This window comes from Enterococcus raffinosus, from assembly GCF_001886185.1.
Lineage (GTDB): Bacteria > Bacillota > Bacilli > Lactobacillales > Enterococcaceae > Enterococcus_A > Enterococcus_A raffinosus.
The window spans coordinates 1-20,794 of sequence record NZ_JXLA01000051.1 but is presented as its reverse complement, the minus strand read 5'-3'; the positions used below and the strand labels follow the sequence as shown (position 1 = coordinate 20,794).

19 protein-coding genes and 1 pseudogene are annotated in these 20,794 nt (G+C 38.8%); 10 read left to right on the top strand and 10 right to left on the bottom strand.

Annotated elements, in window-relative coordinates; all coding sequences use genetic code 11:
• Positions 1–246: 246 nt before the first annotated feature.
• Entirely contained in the window at positions 247–1,038 is a 792-nt protein-coding gene (locus RV13_RS18520) for an endonuclease/exonuclease/phosphatase family protein (protein ID WP_010746447.1), read from the bottom strand.
• Positions 1,039–1,086: 48 nt separating this feature from the next.
• A complete protein-coding gene (locus RV13_RS18515; protein WP_010746448.1) occupies positions 1,087–3,270 on the bottom strand; it encodes a PTS transporter subunit IIBC in 2,184 nt (727 codons plus the stop codon).
• 335 nt (positions 3,271–3,605) lie between these two features.
• Between RV13_RS18515 and RV13_RS18510 the strand changes: the two genes are divergently transcribed.
• The 4 genes from RV13_RS18510 (at position 3,606) to RV13_RS18495 (ending at position 8,452) form a co-directional block, all read left to right on the top strand.
• Complete coding sequence (locus tag RV13_RS18510; protein WP_010746449.1) at positions 3,606–5,891, top strand: glycoside hydrolase family 65 protein; 2,286 nt, start codon at positions 3,606–3,608, stop codon at positions 5,889–5,891.
• Positions 5,884–6,543: a beta-phosphoglucomutase gene (gene pgmB / locus RV13_RS18505; RefSeq protein WP_010746450.1), complete on the top strand. Its 660-nt coding sequence runs from the start codon at positions 5,884–5,886 to the stop codon at positions 6,541–6,543. The genes RV13_RS18510 and pgmB overlap by 8 nt, the downstream gene beginning before the upstream one ends.
• A gap of 21 nt (positions 6,544–6,564) precedes the next feature.
• Positions 6,565–7,572: a LacI family DNA-binding transcriptional regulator gene (locus RV13_RS18500; protein WP_010746451.1), complete on the top strand. Its 1,008-nt coding sequence runs from the start codon at positions 6,565–6,567 to the stop codon at positions 7,570–7,572.
• Between the two features lie 190 nt (positions 7,573–7,762).
• The gene (locus RV13_RS18495) at positions 7,763–8,452 is read left to right on the top strand and encodes a metallophosphoesterase (RefSeq protein ID WP_010746452.1); all 690 of its coding nucleotides are present in this window, start codon (positions 7,763–7,765) and stop codon (positions 8,450–8,452) included.
• Between the two features lie 48 nt (positions 8,453–8,500).
• On the opposite strand, the gene RV13_RS18490 is transcribed toward RV13_RS18495, so the two are convergent.
• Positions 8,501–9,136 (bottom strand): VTT domain-containing protein, encoded by a 636-nt coding sequence (locus tag RV13_RS18490; protein WP_010746453.1) that lies wholly within the window; start codon positions 9,134–9,136, stop codon positions 8,501–8,503.
• A gap of 141 nt (positions 9,137–9,277) precedes the next feature.
• On the opposite strand from RV13_RS18490, the gene RV13_RS18485 reads away from it, so the two are divergent.
• Positions 9,278–10,129 carry a MurR/RpiR family transcriptional regulator gene (locus RV13_RS18485; RefSeq protein WP_010746454.1) on the top strand — a complete coding sequence of 284 codons (852 nt, stop codon included), beginning with the start codon at positions 9,278–9,280 and terminating at the stop codon, positions 10,127–10,129.
• A gap of 41 nt (positions 10,130–10,170) precedes the next feature.
• On the opposite strand, the gene RV13_RS18480 is transcribed toward RV13_RS18485, so the two are convergent.
• The 4 genes from RV13_RS18480 to RV13_RS18465 form a co-directional block, all read right to left on the bottom strand.
• Entirely contained in the window at positions 10,171–10,488 is a 318-nt protein-coding gene (locus RV13_RS18480) for a DUF1905 domain-containing protein (protein ID WP_010746455.1), read from the bottom strand.
• Positions 10,489–10,602: 114 nt separating this feature from the next.
• Complete coding sequence (locus tag RV13_RS18475) at positions 10,603–12,558, bottom strand: glucose PTS transporter subunit IIA (RefSeq protein WP_010746456.1); 1,956 nt, start codon at positions 12,556–12,558, stop codon at positions 10,603–10,605.
• Between the two features lie 12 nt (positions 12,559–12,570).
• Positions 12,571–13,461: an N-acetylmuramic acid 6-phosphate etherase gene (murQ, locus tag RV13_RS18470; RefSeq protein ID WP_010746457.1), complete on the bottom strand. Its 891-nt coding sequence runs from the start codon at positions 13,459–13,461 to the stop codon at positions 12,571–12,573.
• Positions 13,458–14,513 (bottom strand): DUF871 domain-containing protein, encoded by a 1,056-nt coding sequence (locus RV13_RS18465; protein ID WP_010746458.1) that lies wholly within the window; start codon positions 14,511–14,513, stop codon positions 13,458–13,460. Before RV13_RS18465 ends, murQ begins: the two co-directional genes overlap by 4 nt.
• A gap of 275 nt (positions 14,514–14,788) precedes the next feature.
• Between RV13_RS18465 and RV13_RS18460 the strand changes: the two are divergent.
• Positions 14,789–15,724, top strand: a pseudogene (locus RV13_RS18460) (2-dehydropantoate 2-reductase); the annotation flags it as partial.
• Between the two features lie 43 nt (positions 15,725–15,767).
• Here the strand turns inward: RV13_RS18460 and RV13_RS18455 are convergent.
• Positions 15,768–16,010 (bottom strand): GlsB/YeaQ/YmgE family stress response membrane protein, encoded by a 243-nt coding sequence (locus tag RV13_RS18455; protein ID WP_010746460.1) that lies wholly within the window; start codon positions 16,008–16,010, stop codon positions 15,768–15,770.
• 455 nt (positions 16,011–16,465) lie between these two features.
• Here RV13_RS18455 and RV13_RS18450 point away from each other — a divergent pair, with 455 nt between their 5' ends.
• The 3 genes from RV13_RS18450 (at position 16,466) to RV13_RS18440 (ending at position 18,553) form a co-directional block, all read left to right on the top strand.
• On the top strand, positions 16,466–17,800 hold the full coding sequence (locus RV13_RS18450) for an amino acid permease (protein ID WP_010746461.1): 1,335 nt from the start codon (positions 16,466–16,468) through the stop codon (positions 17,798–17,800).
• 125 nt (positions 17,801–17,925) lie between these two features.
• Complete coding sequence (locus RV13_RS18445) at positions 17,926–18,123, top strand: helix-turn-helix transcriptional regulator (protein ID WP_010746462.1); 198 nt, start codon at positions 17,926–17,928, stop codon at positions 18,121–18,123.
• A gap of 1 nt (position 18,124) precedes the next feature.
• On the top strand, positions 18,125–18,553 hold the full coding sequence (locus RV13_RS18440) for a hypothetical protein (protein WP_010746463.1): 429 nt from the start codon (positions 18,125–18,127) through the stop codon (positions 18,551–18,553).
• Between the two features lie 69 nt (positions 18,554–18,622).
• Here RV13_RS18440 and RV13_RS18435 read toward each other — a convergent pair whose 3' ends face one another.
• Both RV13_RS18435 and RV13_RS18430 read right to left on the bottom strand, forming a co-directional pair.
• Positions 18,623–19,276, bottom strand: coding sequence for an MIP/aquaporin family protein (locus tag RV13_RS18435; RefSeq protein WP_371086002.1), 654 nt, complete (start codon positions 19,274–19,276; stop codon positions 18,623–18,625).
• A 222-nt stretch (positions 19,277–19,498) separates the two neighbouring features.
• Positions 19,499–19,900 (bottom strand): organic hydroperoxide resistance protein, encoded by a 402-nt coding sequence (locus tag RV13_RS18430; RefSeq protein WP_010746465.1) that lies wholly within the window; start codon positions 19,898–19,900, stop codon positions 19,499–19,501.
• Between the two features lie 190 nt (positions 19,901–20,090).
• Here RV13_RS18430 and RV13_RS18425 point away from each other — a divergent pair, with 190 nt between their 5' ends.
• A complete protein-coding gene (locus RV13_RS18425; RefSeq protein WP_010746466.1) occupies positions 20,091–20,723 on the top strand; it encodes a lipase chaperone in 633 nt (210 codons plus the stop codon).
• The last annotated feature ends 71 nt before the right edge of the window (positions 20,724–20,794 follow it).

Genomic DNA, 20,794 nt, shown 5'->3' with positions numbered 1-20,794 from the left:
TCTTAACAGGTTACTGAGTGAATGTCAACAACTTTTTTCATTTATTTTTGAAAAAGTCTTGAAACTCAATTGACAACTTTGAAATAATAACATTCAACAAAAAGTCTGCCAACATTTATTATTCATTGTTAGATCAACTTATTTCAGCGACGTCATTGATAATATCATATTGAAAAATAATGTCAAATACTTTTCAACTGTTTTTCAAAATAATTTCATTATAATAGAAAATGGACTAGCAAATTGCTAGTCCATCTCTACTTCTATTCCAAAATGGTCACTAATTATAGACTCGTTATTTCCATCAAAAACAATATGGTAGCTTTTAACCTCGTAATTATCAGATACAAAAATATAGTCGATTCGCAGCTTGGCATCGTTCCCTGACCAACCGTCAATTTCTTTTTCTACTGTATTCTCACCATACCTGTCTTTTGCCAAAATGAATGCGTCATACAAACCAAGTGAACTGTTTTTGACTAAATCGTACCCTTCACCAATTCTTTTCGCTTCGTTGTTAAAGTCACCCATAATAATCAACGAGCCTTGCTTTTCCATCAATATCTTTTCAAAGATACTCCATTCGTAAGCAAAAGCTTTTTTATCATTTTGCCACCAGGAGAAATGAGCGCTAGCTACAAATGTTTTTTGATCATTGACCGTGGTAGTGCTAATCATAACTTTTCTTGTATGATAATCTGTTGGATCAGAGCTTTCAGAAATTAGATAACATTCCGATTCAATCGGTGTTTTTGACAGCAATCCGATTCCTTCGTGGTAAATATCATAACCGATATGATTATAGCTCCAGCTCCAATAATAGTTGCAGCCCAAATCTTTTAAACATTTGACCAAACAAAACAAGAAGTTATCTTGACGGATCGCTTGTTGCTCTATGGTCGGTCGAAAATACTCATCCAGTTCTGCCAACGGGCTGTCCATGAGCTGATTCACTTCTTGCAGCCCAACAAAATCATAGTCTTCCTTAGCAATTCGTTTAGCTAAAATATCGACCTGCATATGATTATCTGTTTCCATCCAGCTATGAGTATTCAAGGTTAGTACTTTGATTGTTCTCGCCCCACTTTAATAATCGATTGACCCAATCTTCTCTCCACGAGAAACCAGTCCAGTTTTATCATAATGGTAATTGTCAATCTTGTCACCATTAGTGAACACTACAATCATCGTTGTCATTTTTCCTGCTTTTTGAATTGTCGCTAAATCTGCGCTTGCCACAATTTTCCCAGCTTTTACTTTTTCACCTTCGCGAACTTTAATTTCAAAAGCATCACCACCAAGATCAACCGTATCAATCCCCATGTGTAGTAACACCTCAATATCATCATCCGTTTTGATCCCAATCGCATGTTTTGTTGGGAAAATCGAAACAATTGTTCCTGCTATCGGACTAGCGATCTCACCATTTTCAGGAACCACCGCAAACCCTTCACCCATCATTTTTTGTGAGAATACATCGTCTTCTACTTTATCAATTGGAACGAGTTCACCATTCGCCGGCGCAACGATATCAGCTTGGAGACCTTTGAACGCCACTGCTGCTTTCTCAGGTTCAGATGAATTGTTTTGCAGATTAGCTACAGGAATTTCTACCCCTGAATCTAGTAAATCTTGTATATCTGACTTCAATATATCTGCTTTAGGTCCATACACCGCTTGAACACCATTATCCTTAACTAGTAGACCCATCGCACCAGCTTTCTTCCATTCTTCTTCTCCGCCAACAATGCTTTTATCTGCAACGGATACCCGTAACCGAGTCATACAAGCATCTACATCCGTGATGTTTTTCGCACCACCTAAAAGATTAATAATTTTCACAATTTGAGAATCGGCAGAAACAGAACCGTCTGCTGTTCCTGTACTTTCTTCTTCAGTATCTACTTCGTAATTCCCATTTCTTCCTGGTGTAGCATAGTTGAATTTTTTGATCATAAAATTAGCAAAGAAATAAGTAAATACACCGAATACGATACTAGTCAATACAAAATTCAGTAAGTCTCCGCCTAGTCCCGCTTTCAACGTCATCGGTACCCGAGTCAGCAGTTCAATGTTACCGAATGAATGGACACGTAAATTAATGACATCCGCCATTGCAAAAGCCGCCCCTTGAATCACTGCATAGCACGCATACAGCGGTACCGCGACAAACATAAACATAAACTCTAGTGGTTCAGTTACTCCTGTTAAGAAGACAGCGACTGCTGCTGAAAGAAACATAGATTTGTATTTTTTCTTTTTGTCTGGATCAACATTACGATACATAGCAATCGTTAATCCCATCAGAATACCGCTCGAACCGATCATTTGTCCAACTTTGAAACGCGCTGGTGTCCACTGAGTTAATACTTCTTGATATTGAGACATGTCACCACTGTTTTTCAAGTTAACTAAGTCCGTTGCCCAAGCCAACCATAAAGGATCTTGCCCGAACACTTGACTTCCAGCTTGTGCGCCAGTCAAGATATCGTAGGTTCCACCCAATTGTGTATAGTTCATTGGAATCGTCAACATGTGGTGCAATCCAAATGGCAAGAGCAAACGTTCCAATGTACCGTAAAGGAAAGGCGCTAAGATTGGCGCTGTTTCCTGTGAATTTGCAATCCACTTACCAAAATCATTAATTCCTGTTTGAATAACAGGCCATACAAGTGCCAAAACCAACGCTACTATTACTGATCGTAAGATAACTACAAAAGGAACGAAGCGTTTTCCATTAAAGAAAGTCAAAACTTCTGGCAGCTTACGGAAATTGTAATACTTATTATAAGCCGTTGCACCCACGAACCCGGCAATAATACCGACAAATACTCCCATATTTAATGCAGGAGCCTCCAAGACACTTGTGAAATAACCATCTACCATTATTTTTTGTCCAAACAATGTATGAGTTACTGCACTCGGATCTGCAAGCATATCTGAGGAAATTCCAAAAATCGCACCGGTGATTCTATTAATCAAAATGAATGATAGCCCTGCCGCAAATGCACCACCAGCTCGCTCTTTCGCCCAACTTCCGCCAATTGCCAAGGCAAACAACAGATGTAAATTTCCAATGATTGCCCAACCAATATTCTCTACTACTCCACCTGTCGTTACTAACCATCCGAGATTCTCGTTAATCAAAGGTAAGGATTTCCCTATACTAATCATTAACCCCGCTGCCGGCATTACTGCAATTACCACCATTAGGGCCTTCCCGAACTTCTGCCAAAACTCAAAACTAAAAATCTTTTTTATTCCCTTCATCTTTGCTCCTCCTACTTTTTTTCTGTTGCTAACAACAACGCAATCGGTTTCGTTGATTCATATTATATACTTTCGCTTTTGATTTGTAAACTCTTTCAACGAAAAATATTAAAAATCACAAAAACCTTTTCAAATAGCCTTATTGTATTAAGCAAATTAACGCTTGACTTGCGCAACCGATTGCGTTTATTATAGTATTAAGAAATGAATGATGCAAGTAAAGTTTTTAGTTACAATAGAAAAAAGAGCTATCTGAAGTACCTCTATCAAAAAATTAACTAAACGACTATCCATACAAGCATCAAATCTATTAATAGGAAATAAGGAGGACTATCATGAAAAAAGTACAACGTCTTTTTGAGATTGACCCTTGGAAAATTCGCACGACTAAGTTAGATAAAGAAAACCGACGTCTACAGGAATCTTTAACAAGTATCGGAAATGGGTATATGGGGATGCGCGGGAATTTCGAGGAAAGCTACACAGGAGATCATCATCAAGGAACCTATCTAGCAGGCATCTGGTATCCTGATAAAACACGTGTTGGTTGGTGGAAAAATGGGTATCCCGAATATTTCGGGAAAGTCATCAACGCGCTTGATTTTATTCAAATGAAACTGTTTATAAACGAGCAAGAGATTGATCTGGCTACAAATGACATTGAAGATTTTGATTTAGAGCTTGATATGAAAAACGGTGTGCTCTCTCGTACTTTCGTTGTAGCTGTTGATGAAGTGAAGGTTCGCTTTACTTTTGAACGATTTTTAAGTGTTGTTAAGCAAGAATTAGCAGTTATTCGACTTACAGCAGAAACTTTGGTTGGCGATGCACAATTAAAGGTTGTTTCTAAATTAGATAGTAATGTTCAAAACGAAGACAGTAATTACGAAGAAATGTTTTGGTTAGAAAAAGAACGTGGTCATCAAGAAGAAATCAGCTTTTTAACGACACAAACGATTCCAAACAATTTCGGCATTGAGCAATTCTCAGTGACCGGTGCAATGAAACATATTGGCGCCGTACCTGGGCTGCAACAGGACGATTTATTAGAAGTAGCAGAAACGTTTACCTTTGATTTAAAAGAGGAGCATCCTATCCAATTAGAAAAACGTGTTGTTGTCTTAACTAGTCGGGATATTCCTGAATCGGAACAGGCTCTAAAAGCCATCGACTTATTGACAGAATATGATGATTCTTTTGAAGATTTATTGGCTGAGCAAAATGCTGCTTGGGCAAATCGGTGGGCGCTTGCGGATGTCTTAATCGACGGAGACGATGAAGCTCAACAAGGGATTCGCTTCAATATTTTCCAATTGTTCGCTACTTATTATGGAGAAGATGAACGCTTGAATATCGGACCAAAAGGTTTTACAGGAGAAAAATACGGTGGTGCTACTTATTGGGATACAGAAGCCTACGCAGTCCCTATGTATCTTGGAATTTCTGAGCCAAACGTCACTAAAAATTTATTGAAATATCGACATAACCAATTACCCCAGGCTCAGCACAACGCGCGGCAGCAAGGATTAAAAGGCGCATTATACCCAATGGTTACCTTCACAGGTGTAGAGTGCCATAATGAATGGGAAATTACTTTTGAGGAAATCCATCGAAATGGAGCAATCGCTCATGCCATTTATAACTATACAACCTATACTGGCGATGAAAGCTATATTCAAAAGGAAGGTTTAGAAGTCTTAACTGAAATCTCACGTTTCTGGGCGGATCGCGTACATTATTCAAAACGGCAACAAAAATACATGATTCATGGTGTAACAGGACCAAACGAATACGAGAACAATATTAACAATAACTGGTATACAAATTATCTAGCGACTTGGGTTCTTTCTTATACTTTGGAAAATTACAAAAAATTCCAAACGTTGGCAACTGTTACCATCTCAGCAGAAGAACAGGCGAAATGGCAAGATATTATCGACCATATGTACTTCCCAACTGATGAAGAGTTAGGTATTTTCGTTCAACATGATACGTTCTTAGACAAGGACTTAATGCCTACTTCTGAACTTGATCCAGCAGATCGGCCCCTGAATCAAAATTGGTCTTGGGATAAAATTTTACGTTCTTGCTTCATTAAACAGGCAGATGTTTTGCAAGGTATCTACTTCTTCAGTGATCAATTTACACAAGAAGAAAAACGAAAGAATTTTGAATTTTATGAACCTATGACAGTTCACGAGTCTTCCCTTTCCCCTTCAATTCACGCTATTTTAGCGGCTGAATTGGGGCTAACGGACAAATCAATGGAAATGTATCAACGTACCGCTCGTTTAGATTTAGACAACTACAACAACGATACGGATGACGGTCTTCATATTACTTCTATGACCGGCAGCTGGTTAGCGATTGTACAAGGATTCGCTCAAATGAAAACAAATACTGGAAACCTTAGCTTCGCACCAGTATTACCAACTAACTGGGAACAATACGCTTTCCATATCAATTATCGCGGACGCTTATTAGCGATAGCAGTGAATCAAAAAGAAGTGCGAATCGACTTGAAAGATGGACCAGCATTAGATATGATGCTTTATGGAAAAGAAATTTCCTTAAGCAGCTCAATAAGCGTTCCCTTAGAACAGGAGGAACAGCATGTTTAAAGGAGTTTTATTTGATTTAGACGGCGTCATTACTGATACGGCCGAATATCATTACCTCGCGTGGAAGAAATTAGCCGATAACCTAGGAATCTCGATTGATCGCGAATTCAACGAGAAGCTAAAAGGCGTCAGTCGCGAAGATTCTTTACGCCTGATTCTAGCTCACGGAAATCGCGAAAACGATTTTACCGAAGTTGAGTTCAATCATTTAGCAAAGATGAAAAACGACAACTATGTGGAAATGATTCAAGCTGTCTCACCGAAGGATGTTTATCCAGGTATTTTAGAATTGTTGAAGGCTCTAAAGAAAGCTAACATTAAAATAGCTCTAGCATCGGCTAGTAAAAATGGACCGTTTCTTTTGAAGCAAATGGCACTTACAGAATACTTTGACGGCATTGCCGATCCAGCAGCAGTAAAAGCTGGAAAACCAGCGCCAGATATTTTTATATTAGCTGCGCAAGTCGTAGGTCTATCCCCTGAAGAATGTCTCGGAATTGAAGATGCGCAGGCAGGTATCACTGCAATTAAAGCGAGTGGTGCTATCCCAGTGGGTGTCGGAAATCCTGAGCAACTAGGAGGGGATATCCCCTTAGTAGATTCTACTGACAAATTAACTTTAGAATTTTTAGAAGAACAGTGGCATAGATAGCCACTTAGGAAGGAGAGAAAGATGGTATTTACAGTTAAAGATGTCGCAAAAAAAGCAAAGGTCTCTCCTTCTACTGTTTCTCGTGTAATAAATGATCACCCTAGTATCTCTGATGATACAAAACAGAAAGTGCGAAAGATCATGGATGAGATGGGGTATTTTCCCAATATCACAGCTCGAAATCTTGGAAAACAAAGGGCCAATTCTGTGGGGGTGATTTTACCGCCCCTTGACTCACGGGAACGGTTAGGCAACCCCTTCTATTTAGAAATATTGACTGCTGTAAATGAAACAGCCGCAGAATTCCAAGTGACAACAGCAGTCGCCTCTGCTGACAATAGCCAAACGTTATTAGAAAATGTCACGCGAATGCATCGGCAAAAACAGGTGGATGGCTTTATCCTAACCTATTCTGAAAAGAAAGATCCTGTGGCAGAGTATCTGTATAGCAATCAAGTTCCCTTCACATTGATTGGGCGTCCAGCAAAAAGAGAAGCTGACATCGTTTATGTTGATAATGACAATCAGCTATTAGGGAAGCAGGCTACGGAGCACTTAATTGAAAAAGGGCACAAAAATATCTTGTTCGTATCAAACGTGAATCAAGAAGTCATTTTCTTTGAACGTTATTTCGGTTATCAAGAGGCTATGATGCTGCAAGGGTTGCCTACTCATCCACCGTTGACGATGCTTCAGCCAGAAGATTACACAGATTTCCCTGAAGTCATCAAGGAAACGGGTGCGACAGCCTTAGTTGTTATCGATGATATCTTTGCTTTAAGAATGATCCAATTAGCAACACTGCATGGCTATAAAGTACCGGACGATCTATCCGTTATCAGCTTCAACAATTCAATATTTGCAACACTTGTTCACCCTTATCTGACAACGATTGATATCGATATTTCTGATCTTGGTCGTCTAGGGACACAAAAATTAATGGAACAAATTGACCAGAAACAATCTAGCGGCGTCCAACTAGTCGTACCGCATCATCTTATCCAACGAGAAACTGTTCGCACGATTTAAATTATCCTTAAATACGACCTGTCCAACTTGTGACAGGTCGTTATTTTTTATATACTAGCAAAAAATCAGAAGGAAAGTGGTATAGATGATTCTACTTTTAGGTATACTGCTGGTGCTCTTTCTGATCTATTGCCGTTACGCAACCTACCAATTGATCGAAAAGCACTTTCAACTCATAAGAAATGAATAATTGACAATTAAACCCGGAAAAAAAGTTGGCTTAACTATCGCGCAAATCAGCGACAGCCACTTCTCACCGTTTTATTCTCCCAAACGGTTTGATAAAATTATCAATAAGTTGAATCAGGCACAGCCTGATATTGTATTATTTACCGGTGATTTGATCGAAAACTATCGTTATTGGCAAACTCGCGATTGTACAGCTATTAGTCAACAACTAGCAAAAATTAATGCCCCAAAAGGAAAATTCGCAATTTTTGGAAACCATGATTATCGTTCTGATGGACAACCAGCGGTAGGTCAAATGCTGAAAGATGGCGGATTTGTCCTGTTGAAAAATCAGAGCTTACAAGTAGATCAACTTAGTCTGACAGGAATTGATGATGGGCAAGAAGGACATCCTGACTATGATACGCTTCCTAAAGAGGCAGCTTTCTCTATCTTAATGGTTCATGAACCTGATCAAGTCAGACACTTGCCTCAGCTCGATCGTTTCGATCTAATTTTATCTGGTCACAGTCATGGTGGACAGATTCGTTTTCCAATTAAACCTTATAAAAATTTTGGGTCGAAACTCTACGATCAGGGTATTTATATGCTGACACCTCAAACAGGGCTAGTCGTCAATACTGGATTGGGTACGACAGGTCCTCCTTTACGCTTTAGAGTAACACCAGAAATCCTGTATTTCCATCTATAAAAAAGAGTTTGGAAGCTTTTCTACTCAGAAAGTCTTCCAAACTCTTTTTCATACGTGAATTCTTTGTTTAAGATACGGGATCATGATCGGCACCAAGGAAACAAAAACAATCAGCAGCATAATTAATGAAAAATGATCGCTGACAATCGGGATATTTCCTAAAAAGTAGCCCGCTACACTAACAACCGTTCCCCAGATAATCGCACCAAAAATATTGAAGCTAGAAAAAGTCCTCCAATTCATTTTACTCGAACCAGCAATAAACGGGATGAACGTACGTACAAATGGCATAAATCGACCTAAGAAAATCGTCCACTTTCCTCGTTCATTAAAAAATTTTTCAGCCTCTCGTACTTTGTCTTCTTTGATAAAACGAGATATCGGGCTATGATATAACGCCCTAACACCTAATGTATGACCAATCCAGTAATTCATCATATCTCCTAAAATCGCTGCAATCACACAAATCCCAATCACATAGGGTAGATGAAGAACGTTTCCTCCTAAAGCAGTTAATGCCCCTGCCGCAAATAAGAAAGAATCTCCAGGCAAGAATGGAAAAATAACGACACCCGTTTCAATAAAAACAATTGCAAATAAAATGGGGTAAATTCCAAGACCGTATTGATGAACTAAAGACACCATGTGCGCATCAATATGCAAAATAAAATCAACTAAAGCCATACATCCTACTCCTTCTGACATGTTTCCATTCTTATCATACGACTTTTTTAGAAAAAGGAAAGAAGGACCCATTGTTTTATAGAAAAAATAAAATTATACGGAAAATGGTATAATAGTAAAAAAGAGGAAAAGGAGTATTTTATGAGCGTTCTTTCTCACATGAAAAGCATGCAGAAGGAAATGTCTGCAGCCGAAAAAAAAATCTACTGCTTCATTCGTGATAACAGTGAAAAAGCCGCCAGCATGACAGCGAATGAAATCGCGGAAGCTTCAGGGGCTAGCGCGCCTACCGTTGTGCGCTTCTCAAAAAAAATGGGCTTTAATAGCCTAACTGATTTCAAGATTGAACTTTCTGCTGAAACGATGCAGGAACGTAGCAATAATACGTATAGTGATGTGGATCATGATGAATCCTTCCATAGCTTGAAAAATAAATTAGCAAGTAATGCTCGCTACACAATCGATGAGACGACCGCTTTGTTTAACGAAGAGGAATTTCTTGAAGCCTGCACATTACTTGAAGAAAAAGAATTTTGTTATGTCTTGGGAATCGGAGCATCTAACTTAGCAGCAACCGATATTGTTCAAAAATGGAGCCGCTTAGGAAAAAATATTATTAGTGAGCCGGATTATAACACGATCCTACCACAGCTTGTTTTACACCAAAAAGAAGCCGTTATTTGGTTGGTTTCAAATTCTGGGTTAACTTCTGAATTGATCGCATTAGCTGAAACCGCGAAAGATTTAGGCATTCCAATCATTACGTTGACTCAGTTTGGACAAAACCCGTTGGCAAAACTTTCCGATGTTTGCCTTCAAACTTCTCGACCTACCGAAGCGACTTACCGAAGCGCTGCGACCGACTCGATTTTAGCACAATTTATTACAATCGATTTATTGTTTTATGTCTATATCAGCCGCAACAAGGAAAATGCGGAGAAAATTTATACGACCCGCGCGATTGTCCAAGAATATCGAAAAAAATATTTTTAAAAAGACCCTGAAAGGAGACAACTCCTTTCAGGGCCTTTTGCTTAATACTGTATCCAAATATTGACTGTTACCATCGACTCTTCTGTGATCTTTTCTTTTTTTCTAACCACCGCTTTAAGAGGAAGCAAATAAGTGTCCTGCTTCGTATCGAACCAAATAGCTGTTTGCCACTCTGTCTGCCCAATTTTTGCCGTCACTTTCAACCTTCCCCATCCCTCTTCTAAAGATTTGAATGCCTCTCGGATAGCTGACGAAAGATTTTTAGGAAGCGAGACCATCGTCCAACCAGTCATCTGAGGTGACGAAGAATAATAATAAACACTTGAGGAAAACTCATAATTGATCCCTTTATTATCCATATCTTCTCCCCCTGATCCATTTTAATTAATTGTAGCATAGAGTAATCGTTGGAAACTCTTAAAGTCTTATATTGCAAAAAAGAGCAGATCAAAAGGATCTGCTCAGTATACTTTTTATTTTGTCGTTGCCTTAAAGACTTCTTCTGAAGCACTCACTGCACCTGTTTTTTCTAGTACGTGCGTCTCCACATCATTCATATTAGTGATTAGTACCATCATAGATGTTCCTTTACCAGCCTCTTTAATTGCTGATAAGTCTACAGAAGCAAGCTGTGTTTCAGGTGTAACATTTTGCCCTTCTTTTACCAGCACTTCAAAAGGTTTCCCGTCAAGTTCTACCGTATTGATTCCCATATGAAGCAGAACTTCTAATCCACTAGCAGTTGTGATGCCAATCGCGTGTTTTGTTGGAAAAATAGTTGAGATTTTTCCAGCTACTGGAGTAAAAATCGCTCCATCTGTTGGCTCAACAAAGTAGCCTTCTCCCATCATTTTATCCGCAAAAACTGGATCTGCCGCTTCTTCTAGCGGATGAACAGAACCATTAGCAACTGAGGTGAAAACAGTTGTTTCATGTGCTGATACTGTTGTACTGTTTACAGATTCTTTTGAGTCGATGATTGTTTCCTCAGCCAACTTTTGTTCTGCTAATTTATCTTTAGGGATACCAAAGAAGTACGTTGCAACAAACCCGCCAACATATGCAGCTAACAAGCCAAGCACATACCCCCACCAGCGTCCATCAGCAATTAATGGGATCAAGGCAACACCAGAAGGGCCAATAGCGATCGCACCAATGCCGCCTAATGCACCAAGCACGCCACCACCGATACCACCGCCGATACACGCAGTAATAAATGGACGACCTAATGGCAATGTAACCCCATAGATCAATGGTTCACCGATACCTAAGATACCAACAGGCAGCGCTCCTTTGATCATTTCAGTCAATTCTTTGTCCTTACGAAGTTTCATCCATAATGCGAAAGCGGCACCCACTTGTCCAGCACCAGCCATTGCTAAGATTGGTAATAATAGTGTTTTACCTGTTTCCCCGATCATTTGGATATGAATTGGTGTCAAAATCTGATGCAAGCCAAACATAACCATCGGCAGGAACAATGCTCCTAAAACAAAGCCAGAGAACGCTCCACCTACTGATAATACCCAGTTGATTCCACCGACCATTCCATTAGAAATGAAACCTGCTAGCGGCATAATCAAGAAGATTTCCAGTAAGCCTATTACTAACAAGGAGAGCATTGGAGTGATAATAATATCTACCGCATCCGGAATAATTTGATGTAATTTCTTTTCAACGATTGATAGTAACCAAACGGCGAAGATAACACCGATAATCCCGCCTTGCCCAGCAGCTAAGGCATCACCAGTGAATAAATTTTTAATCGGCGCTTCCGGGTTCATTCCCGTTAACAATACCACCGCACCAATTACTCCACCAAGCGTCGGGTTAGCACCAAATACTTGTGCCGAATTTACCCCTGTAAAAATGACCAAATACGTAAACATTCCATTTTTTAAGATGTTCATTACATCGATGATTTGTTGCCAATTCGCTGCATCAATCGTGCCTGCAGTCACTAAGTTCGTTAGGATCGCTGCGATACCAGCGACTAATCCAGACCCAACGAATGCCGGGATCATCGGAACAAAAATATTTGAGATATCTTTTAAAATAGCTTTAAATGGGGAATTCTTTTGTTTTGCTTTTTGTGCGGCTTTCATTTCAGCAGCCTTAGCATTCACCTTGTCCTTCCCAGAACCGTGAGGTAATTCCTCTCCTAGACCAACTCCAGCGATATCCACCATTTCTTTCGCAACCTTGTTCACTTTACCGGGACCAATGATTACCTGAAGTTGTTCATCATCAACAACGCCAAGGACACCAGGGATACTCTTTAATTTTGCCTGATCGACTTTACTATCATCGCGAACACTCATGCGCACTCGCGTCATACAATGGACTACGCTCTGAACGTTCTCCATCCCACCGGCACCTTCATAGATCTCTTTAGCAATTTGATTTAAGCTTAATTCTTCTTTCGCCATAGTTCTTCCCTCCTAAATTGTCTTTTTAACAAATCCATCGGCTTGGATTAATTTTTCAGCTGCTTCGTCTTTCGTACTGTTCGTCAAAATCATCACGATTGCCAATTTAACATTTTGTTCAGCCTCTTCAAAGTAATGAGCTGCAGTTTCATAATCTGCGTCTGTGGCTTGCATGATAATTCGTTTTGAACGTTCAACAAGTTTTTCATTGGTTGGTTTTACATCCACCATTAAATTGTTATAAACTTTTCCGATTCCAATCATGCTGATAGTAGAAATCATATTCAGAATCAATTTTTGAGCTGTCCCTGACTTCAAACGAGTTGAACCGGTTAGGAACTCTGGTCCGCAATCAACTTCGATTGGAAGTGCCGCATGTTTGCTGATTTCGGCCCCTTTATTACATGAAATCGTTCCAGTTGCTGCACCGATCGAACGAGCATAATCCAATCCACCTATGACGTAAGGAGTACGACCACTTGCTGCAATGCCGATCACCATATCATTTTCGTTTAATTTTAGATCTTTCAAATCTTGTGCACCTAATTCTGCATCGTCCTCAGCGCCTTCCACCGCGACAGTCATCGCTTGTTCGCCGCCTGCGATCAAACCAACCACCATTTCAGGTTCAACACCAAACGTTGGTACACATTCCGCAGCATCTAAAACACCTAAGCGGCCGCTTGTACCTGCGCCCATATAAATCAATCGCCCACCATTTTTAAACGCGGTGATCGTTGCTTCGATAACTTTTTCAATTTGCGGCAATTGTTCAGCCACTGCATCCGGAACCTTATGATCTTCTTGGTTCATTAGCTTAACTGCTTCTGCTACACTCATTTCATCTAAGCCAAAAGTTGTTTCATTACGTCGTTCTGTTGTTAAGTTTTCTAAATTGATCATTCTTTCTCCACACTCTCTAAGCTAAATTTCTGTCCTGCTTTAATATGTTCTATCAAAGCTTGATCCTTTTTCGTTACTCGTCCAACGACATTTACCTTTTCATCTGCCGCTAGCTTACGTTTTACTATTTGAATTTCTCCCATATAACGCAAGTAATTCGCATTATCAATGGTTACGCTCCCGACAGTTCGTTCTTGTGCCGGCAATGGGCGAACGTGAGGAATTTTCTTAAACCGAGCCTCCGCACTACGTACCACATCACGAGCCTCGTCTTGACGATTGATATGATCTCCTAAGACGTACTCAATTTGCTCATCATATACTTCGACACTTAGTTTTAAACTTTTTTCTTTAATATAGAAAGAAAATTGATCCAGTACTTCTTCGGATAACCCGCTGTCGCCGATATAAACTTTGTCGGTATCCTTTAATAGATCTAAAGCTGCTGCTAACGGGTGCATCCCACGATGTTCTTCCAGCGTCGGCAGACCTTTGAATAGCGGGCCTCTAAATTTTTTATCTCCCGGAACAAATCCTTGAATTGTAAACCCCTGTGAACGCAACCAGAGATTTTTTGTATGATACCAATTTTTATCTAGCCCAGTTTCAGGTCGTGGATAATAATTGTGCCACGCTTCTAAATGATCGAAATCCGCTCCTGCTTTTCGTAATTCCTGAATGTCCATCTCCGTAATCGTCGATGCATTTAAAGCAATTGATATCTTTTGAGATAGTTCAGCAATCTGCTGGTTGCTGATATGATAATCCATTCGTAGTCCGGTAACACCAATCTCAATAAGTTCCTGTGTTTGATGAAAAGAAAAGCCGGCACGAGTCAAAGCATCACCTGAAATGTCCACCATCAAATCTAAATGATAACTTTTAGCAATATCACCTAAATCAGTCAAGCGCTTTCGATAATGTGAGGCATCATCTTCAGGAATATGTAACGAAGTAAAAATACCTGAAAAACCTGTTTGTGCCATCTCTGCTATATATTGTTTTGTTTCTTTGGTTAGGCTTTCATTTAGAAAAATTGAAAATCCAAACATAGGCTTCCTCCTATCTCATGGCAATCACTAGCGTTTTAAGTAAAGAATTTTTCTAAGATACTCTCATTCTTACAAAAGTAAAAATCAAACGGTTTATTAATGAAAACCATTTCAACTTTACGAGATGATTATAAACGCATCCGCGACAAAATGCAACACTATTTCATAAATATTTTATATATCATGAAATATCATTTCTTAAGAGAGCACATAACCCGCCTTTTTAGGCTTTTTTATGTATACTGTCTATGGAACTTGAAAGGGGAAATCTCACTATGAAAATCGCAATTGCTGGAGCAGGTGCAATGGGGAGTCGCATCGGATTAATGCTCCATCAAGCAAACAACGAAGTAATATTAATCGATCGCTGGCCGGATCATATTCAGGCTATACGTGAAAAAGGATTGATCGGAGAGTTTGAGGATCATGAAGTCGTCGCTCATCTACCCATCTACTCACCAGAGGAAATCGTGGAAGACCATGCAAATGTTGACCTAGTTATCGCATTGACTAAATCTATGCAGCTTGAATCAATGTTTCAAGATATTCAACCGATTATTGGTAAGGATACTTTCGTCTTTTGTCTATTAAATGGGCTGGGTCACGAAGAGACACTATCAAAGTTCGTACCAAAAGAAAATATTATTTTTGGTACCACAACTTGGACTGCTGGACTTGCTGGACCGGGACACGCAAAATTAGTTGGCACTGGAAGTATAGAGATGGAGAATTTAGCCTCTGAAGGAAAGGCCTTCACATTGGAAGTGTTAAACGTCTTCCAAAACGCTGGATTAAATCCTATTTATAGTACCAATGTCCGATATTCCATTTGGAAGAAAGCTTGTATTAATGGGACACTTAATGGTTTGTGTACAATCCTAGATTGCAACATCGCTGACTTCGGCGCATTAACCGGAGCCAAGAATTTAATTGAAACAATTGTTGAAGAATTTGCTTCAGTTGCCAAAATGGAAGGAATTGAATTGGATCAGCCGCAGGTCATTCGCGCTATTGAAGCAACTTATGATGTTAAAACTCAGGGATTGCATTTTCCATCAATGTATCAGGACTTGATTCGTAATCATCGAAAAACAGAAATTGACTATATCAATGGGGCTGTTTGGCAAAAAGGGAGGAAACATCAAATTGAAACACCTTACTGTGCCTTTTTAACTCAACTCATTCATGCAAAGGAAGAATTATTGAATGCANAAAAAAAGCGCCTAGGCGCTTTTTTTATTTACGGATGAATAATTACTTTCTTCCAATAAAGAATGAAACTACTGCAACAACAATAACTGCACCAATAATAGAAGGAACTAGTGCCATACCTGCTAAGCTAGGGCCCCATGAGCCAAGTAACGCTTGACCAATTGCAGAACCGACTAAACCAGCAACAATGTTTGCAATCCAGCCCATTGAACCGCCTTTTTTAGTAATTGCACCTGCAATCACACCGATTAATGCACCAATGATTAAAGTCCATAACCAACCCATTCTTCTCTCCCTCTTTCTATATAAAATAATTACATTATTATGTTACAAATAAGCTTCAAATTTTCCCATTAATCTGCTCAAAGATTGTCGGAAATTTTCTTTTCTAAAGCTAAAAACATTGAAATGAAGAGCTTTTTTGCCTATGATAGTCCAACTCCAAAAATTTCTCATAAAAAGAAAATCCTGAAGTAAAAAAACATCTTTTTACTAGTAAAAAAGAATTTTTATCTCACATGGTTAACAATTTTTGTTTTTTAGCTCTTTTTAATCACATAGTAAAATTTTTTTTATTAAAATAACAGAACGCTAGCTGATTATAGTGATTTAGTGAAAAAGGAATGAAATTTTTTTCACTAAAATTGAATTGTCGGAACATTCTGCTATTATTGACAAATAATTATCAGAATATTTCAAATCTACAAATTATTCTCTCAATTTAGAAACGAGGCAGCTTTATGGAAAATAAATTACAAAAACAAATGACTTCACGCCACATTATGATGCTCGCGCTTGGCGGTGCAATCGGTGCGGGATTGTTCAAAGGAAGCGGTGAAGCAATCGGCATCGCCGGCCCTTCTGTCATCTTGGCCTTCCTACTCGGAGGATTAGTACTCTTCATTGTAATGAATGGTTTAGGTCGCTTAGTTTTAAACAGCGACAATGTTCAAGGTTTATCTGGTATTATTAAACCCTTTCTGGGTGATCGTACAGCAGATTTTATTGACTGGTTATACTGGTCTTTATGGATGGTTAACATTATTGCTGAGGCGGTAGCCGCTGCTAGTTTCATGCAATTATGGTTTCCTCATGTCCCTTCATGGATTTTCGTGCTGATTCTAGCGATACTTACGACAATGATTAATTTGTATTCTGTACGATTGTTTGCCGAGACTGAATACTGGCTAGCATTTATCAAAATAGCGGTCATTATCATTTTGATCGTCTTTAGCGCCTACCTAGTCGCGCATGAGGTCTTTAATATTGGCTTCGTTGATACGATTTCTCGTATGAATAGTCATGGAGGATTCACTCCTCATGGTCTTCATGGTTTAGTAAGCTCTCTTTTAGTTGTTATATATTCCTATGGCGGTTCTGAGTTGATCGCCATTACAGTGAGTGAAACGGAAGATCCAAAAACGGCGATTCCTAAAGCAATCAAAGGAGTTATGGGACGCATCATTTCATTTTATATCGTACCAATGACCTTACTGCTGATTATTTATCGTTGGGACACTTTATCAGCAACAACGGTTAGTCCGTTTGTCATGGTATTTCAAAAAATGCATATCCCCTTCGCAACTGATATCGTGAATTTTGTTATTGTGCTGGCATTGTTTTCTTCAATTAACTCTGGTGTGTATGCTTCATCCAGAACGTTATACTTCCGTGTTAAAGACAATGACGGCTTTACATCTAAACTAGCAGCATTGAACAAACACCAAGTGCCACAAAGAGCCGTTTTATTTTGCACAGGTACACTTTATCTAGGCGTTATCCTTTCATATTTCTTAGGGAACAAGCTGTTTAATTATTTAGTGGGCTCGTTGTCCTATTCTGTTCTATTGACTTGGTTATTGATCAGTATAGCGGCTTTTGTATTAGCATTGAAAAAAGGAACACGGTCAGAACGCTTCTTCAGCGGATTAGTCATTTTAGTTTTAGGATTGATTTTCATCGGAATTCTTATGAACAACCCAATCGGTGTAACACTTTTCACGGCCTGCATCTATTTAGTTATTCTCTTCAGCTACCGTAAGAAACAAACCGATCCTGTTTCAGAACAAATTTAAACGAGCAACGCATCAATCTACAGATGATTGATGCGTTTTTCATGGAAAGCAAGCTTTACATTTGTGAGATTATCTTTTATACTATAAATGAGATGTAAAGCTTACTTTCCTTTTGGAGGTTACCAATGAAAAATCGACTAGAAGAAATTCGTAAAGAAAGAGGCATTAAACAGGAAGATTTAGCGACTGCTTTAGAAGTTTCGCGACAAACAATCGGCTCTTTGGAAAACGACCGTTATAATCCATCCATTGTATTGGCATTTAAGATAGCCAAGTTTTTTGATATGACGATTGAAGATATTTTTATTTATGAGGAGGAGTAAAATGAAGAACAAAAAGGATCTACTTATTTCACTCTTTGGAGTACTGTTGATTTTAGCAGGTTTTTATTTGATCAAAGCCATTGATGATCCTCAAAATGTCATGAGGTCATTGCCATACCTTTGCATCGGTATAGGGTGCGGATTATTTGGAAATGGCGTTGGCGAATTTATCAGTAAAAAATCAATGGAAAACGACCCGCAACTGGCAAAGCAAATTGAAATTGATACTAAAGATGAACGGAATGTTATGATTGGTAATATGGCCAAAGCAAAAGGCTTTGATATGATGCTCTATGTATACTCTGCTCTGTTGCTCACATTTGCGCTAATGGGGATATCTTTCAATGTTCTCATCCCACTAGTTGTTGCCTATCTATTTGTCATTGGTTATTCTATTTATCATCGAGGGAAGTTTGAGAAAGTACACTAAAAACAAAAAAGGCGATCCCAATAAACCAAACTTTATGAAGTTTGATCATTGTGGATCGCTTTTTTAGCATTATTTTTCTTCGCTACCCATAAACTTAGCAATAAAAGCTGCAATGACTGCACCTAGAGTTGGTGCTAAAAGGTAAACCCAGTAATGTGATAGAGCACTACCGCCAGCAAAAAGTGCGGGCCCTAAGCTACGTGCAGCATTCAATGAACCACCTGTCAAATTCAATGCAACGATAATCAAGAAAGCTAATGTAAGCCCAATAGCTAACGGAGCCATTTGAGCGTCACCGTATTTCTCACTCGTTACCATCAAAATAACAAACACGAATAAGAAGGTGATCAATGTTTCTACACCAAAGGCTTGAGCTGCACTAATATTTGGAAAATCCGTTTGACCAAAACCGTCGCTAGGTAATTTTAGCGCATGAACATAACTATATAAAATTGCTGAAGCTACAATTGAACCTAACGCTTGGGCGATGATATAAAAAATACCATCCTTCACAGCTAAGCGCTTGTTAATCATCATAGCGATAGATACGCCGGGATTGAAGTTCCCTCCAGAAATACCACCTACTGCATACGCCATGATTGTAATCGCCAATCCAAATGCTAACCCAATGGTTAATGCGCCGCCTTTAGCAATAACGACTGTACCAGTTCCAAGAAAAACAAGCATAAAGGTACCTATAAATTCTGCTAAATATTTTTTCATTTTCATTCCACATCCTTTACAAAATAGTTAAGAGTTTAGTTTATTTAACTCTCTATTTTTTGTAAAGCAATAAGTAATCCGTCTTATTTTCTTCTCTTTTTCACTAAATCCCAAAATTTTTTTATAATAAAGAACGTTATTTCACTGATAGTTCTTGTACTTACATTTCATTACATAAATTGTTGAAAAGAAAAACTCCTCAAAATTCGAGGAGTTTCTAAACTATACCAATACTACTTCTACATCGATGTTACCACGAGTGGCTTTTGAGTATGGGCAGAATTCATGAGCTTCTTCTACAATTTTTTGCGCTTCTTCTTTTTCAACACCTGGCAATGAAGTTTCTAAGATCACTCCGATTTGATAACCGCCATCATCAAGCTGATATAAAGAAACTCTTGCTTTTACTTCCGCATCAGATTCAATATTATGCTCTTTTAACATATGGTGAACTGCACCATTAAAACATGAAGCGTAACCCGCTGCAAACAATTGTTCTGGGTTCGTTCCTTCTGCATGAATTGAAGGTGGTTCGATCTTCATTTTCATACTTCCGTTCGGCGCTTGTACATCACCCGTACGTCCGCCATGGTTGATCATCGCTGTTTCATACATTTTCTTCAAATTCAATCAGTCCTTTTCTACTTCTTGATTAATAGTCTACGCGTTATTCATTATCTATACAAAGATATTGCTCATTAAAGAAAATCTTTTGACGTCTTATATCGAATTTCACCCAATTTGAAGCAGATTGTGCAAACGATTACAAATTTATGTTTTTTTGCTATAATCTAGTATGAAGGGGGGATTGTCTTTGAAAAAAATTTTTGTAGCATTTTTAGTTACAGCTTTCTTGCTAGTTGGATGCGCTCGTGATTCATCGCAACAAACGAACGAATCCTCAAATAGTCATTCAATTTCTGAAAAAAGTTCAACATCGATTAGCCAAGAATCATCCAGTATTGATCAGACGTCTGAATCATCTGCATCCGAATATTCAACAAATCATTCAACAGTCTCTGAGTCTACTTCCTCAACGGCACAGCAAACAGTTGACACTGTATCCAGCAGTGAATTTGGCGGTTACGCAACCTTTTACTTCACTGGTATGAATGTTCCGGATTCCATCAATATAAATACTAATACAAATCAGGTCACTTTTAACGTAGATACGCCTAGTGAAGCAGTTTACAATTTGACAATGCAAAACAATCCTGTTAAATCGATTCGTGTTTTTTCAGCAAATAAAAATGATATCAGAACCGTTAAAGTAAGTACTACCTTGACTGTTGGGCAACAGCAGTCTGGTGCCATCAATTCAAATAATCAATCTGGAGATTTGTATCTGTTTCATAATAAACAAGGCGGGCTATCTTTAGCCACTCCGAATTATGCGGGAAATGTAACTGAAGAACAAAGAGATGTTATGATCGAGGTTTTACAATAAAATAAATAATGGAATTCATCCGGGCCCAACTTATCGGCTCGGATTTTGGCTCTATAATTTCTAGGACTGAT

Coding starts and splice junctions, on each gene's coding strand:
- pgmB (WP_010746450.1), top strand. CDS start 5,884: ATGTTTAAAGGAGTTTTATTTGATTTAGACGGCGTCATTACTGATACG.
- RV13_RS18485 (WP_010746454.1), top strand. CDS start 9,278: ATGAGCGTTCTTTCTCACATGAAAAGCATGCAGAAGGAAATGTCTGCA.
- RV13_RS18435 (WP_371086002.1), bottom strand. CDS start 19,276: ATGAAAAAATATTTAGCAGAATTTATAGGTACCTTTATGCTTGTTTTT.
- RV13_RS18500 (WP_010746451.1), top strand. CDS start 6,565: ATGGTATTTACAGTTAAAGATGTCGCAAAAAAAGCAAAGGTCTCTCCT.
- RV13_RS18465 (WP_010746458.1), bottom strand. CDS start 14,513: ATGTTTGGATTTTCAATTTTTCTAAATGAAAGCCTAACCAAAGAAACA.
- RV13_RS18490 (WP_010746453.1), bottom strand. CDS start 9,136: ATGGCTTTAGTTGATTTTATTTTGCATATTGATGCGCACATGGTGTCT.
- RV13_RS18510 (WP_010746449.1), top strand. CDS start 3,606: ATGAAAAAAGTACAACGTCTTTTTGAGATTGACCCTTGGAAAATTCGC.
- murQ (WP_010746457.1), bottom strand. CDS start 13,461: ATGATCAATTTAGAAAACTTAACAACAGAACGACGTAATGAAACAACT.
- RV13_RS18440 (WP_010746463.1), top strand. CDS start 18,125: ATGAAGAACAAAAAGGATCTACTTATTTCACTCTTTGGAGTACTGTTG.
- RV13_RS18520 (WP_010746447.1), bottom strand. CDS start 1,038: ATGGAAACAGATAATCATATGCAGGTCGATATTTTAGCTAAACGAATT.
- RV13_RS18475 (WP_010746456.1), bottom strand. CDS start 12,558: ATGGCGAAAGAAGAATTAAGCTTAAATCAAATTGCTAAAGAGATCTAT.
- RV13_RS18450 (WP_010746461.1), top strand. CDS start 16,466: ATGGAAAATAAATTACAAAAACAAATGACTTCACGCCACATTATGATG.
- RV13_RS18515 (WP_010746448.1), bottom strand. CDS start 3,270: ATGAAGGGAATAAAAAAGATTTTTAGTTTTGAGTTTTGGCAGAAGTTC.
- RV13_RS18445 (WP_010746462.1), top strand. CDS start 17,926: ATGAAAAATCGACTAGAAGAAATTCGTAAAGAAAGAGGCATTAAACAG.
- RV13_RS18480 (WP_010746455.1), bottom strand. CDS start 10,488: ATGGATAATAAAGGGATCAATTATGAGTTTTCCTCAAGTGTTTATTAT.
- RV13_RS18455 (WP_010746460.1), bottom strand. CDS start 16,010: ATGGGTTGGTTATGGACTTTAATCATTGGTGCATTAATCGGTGTGATT.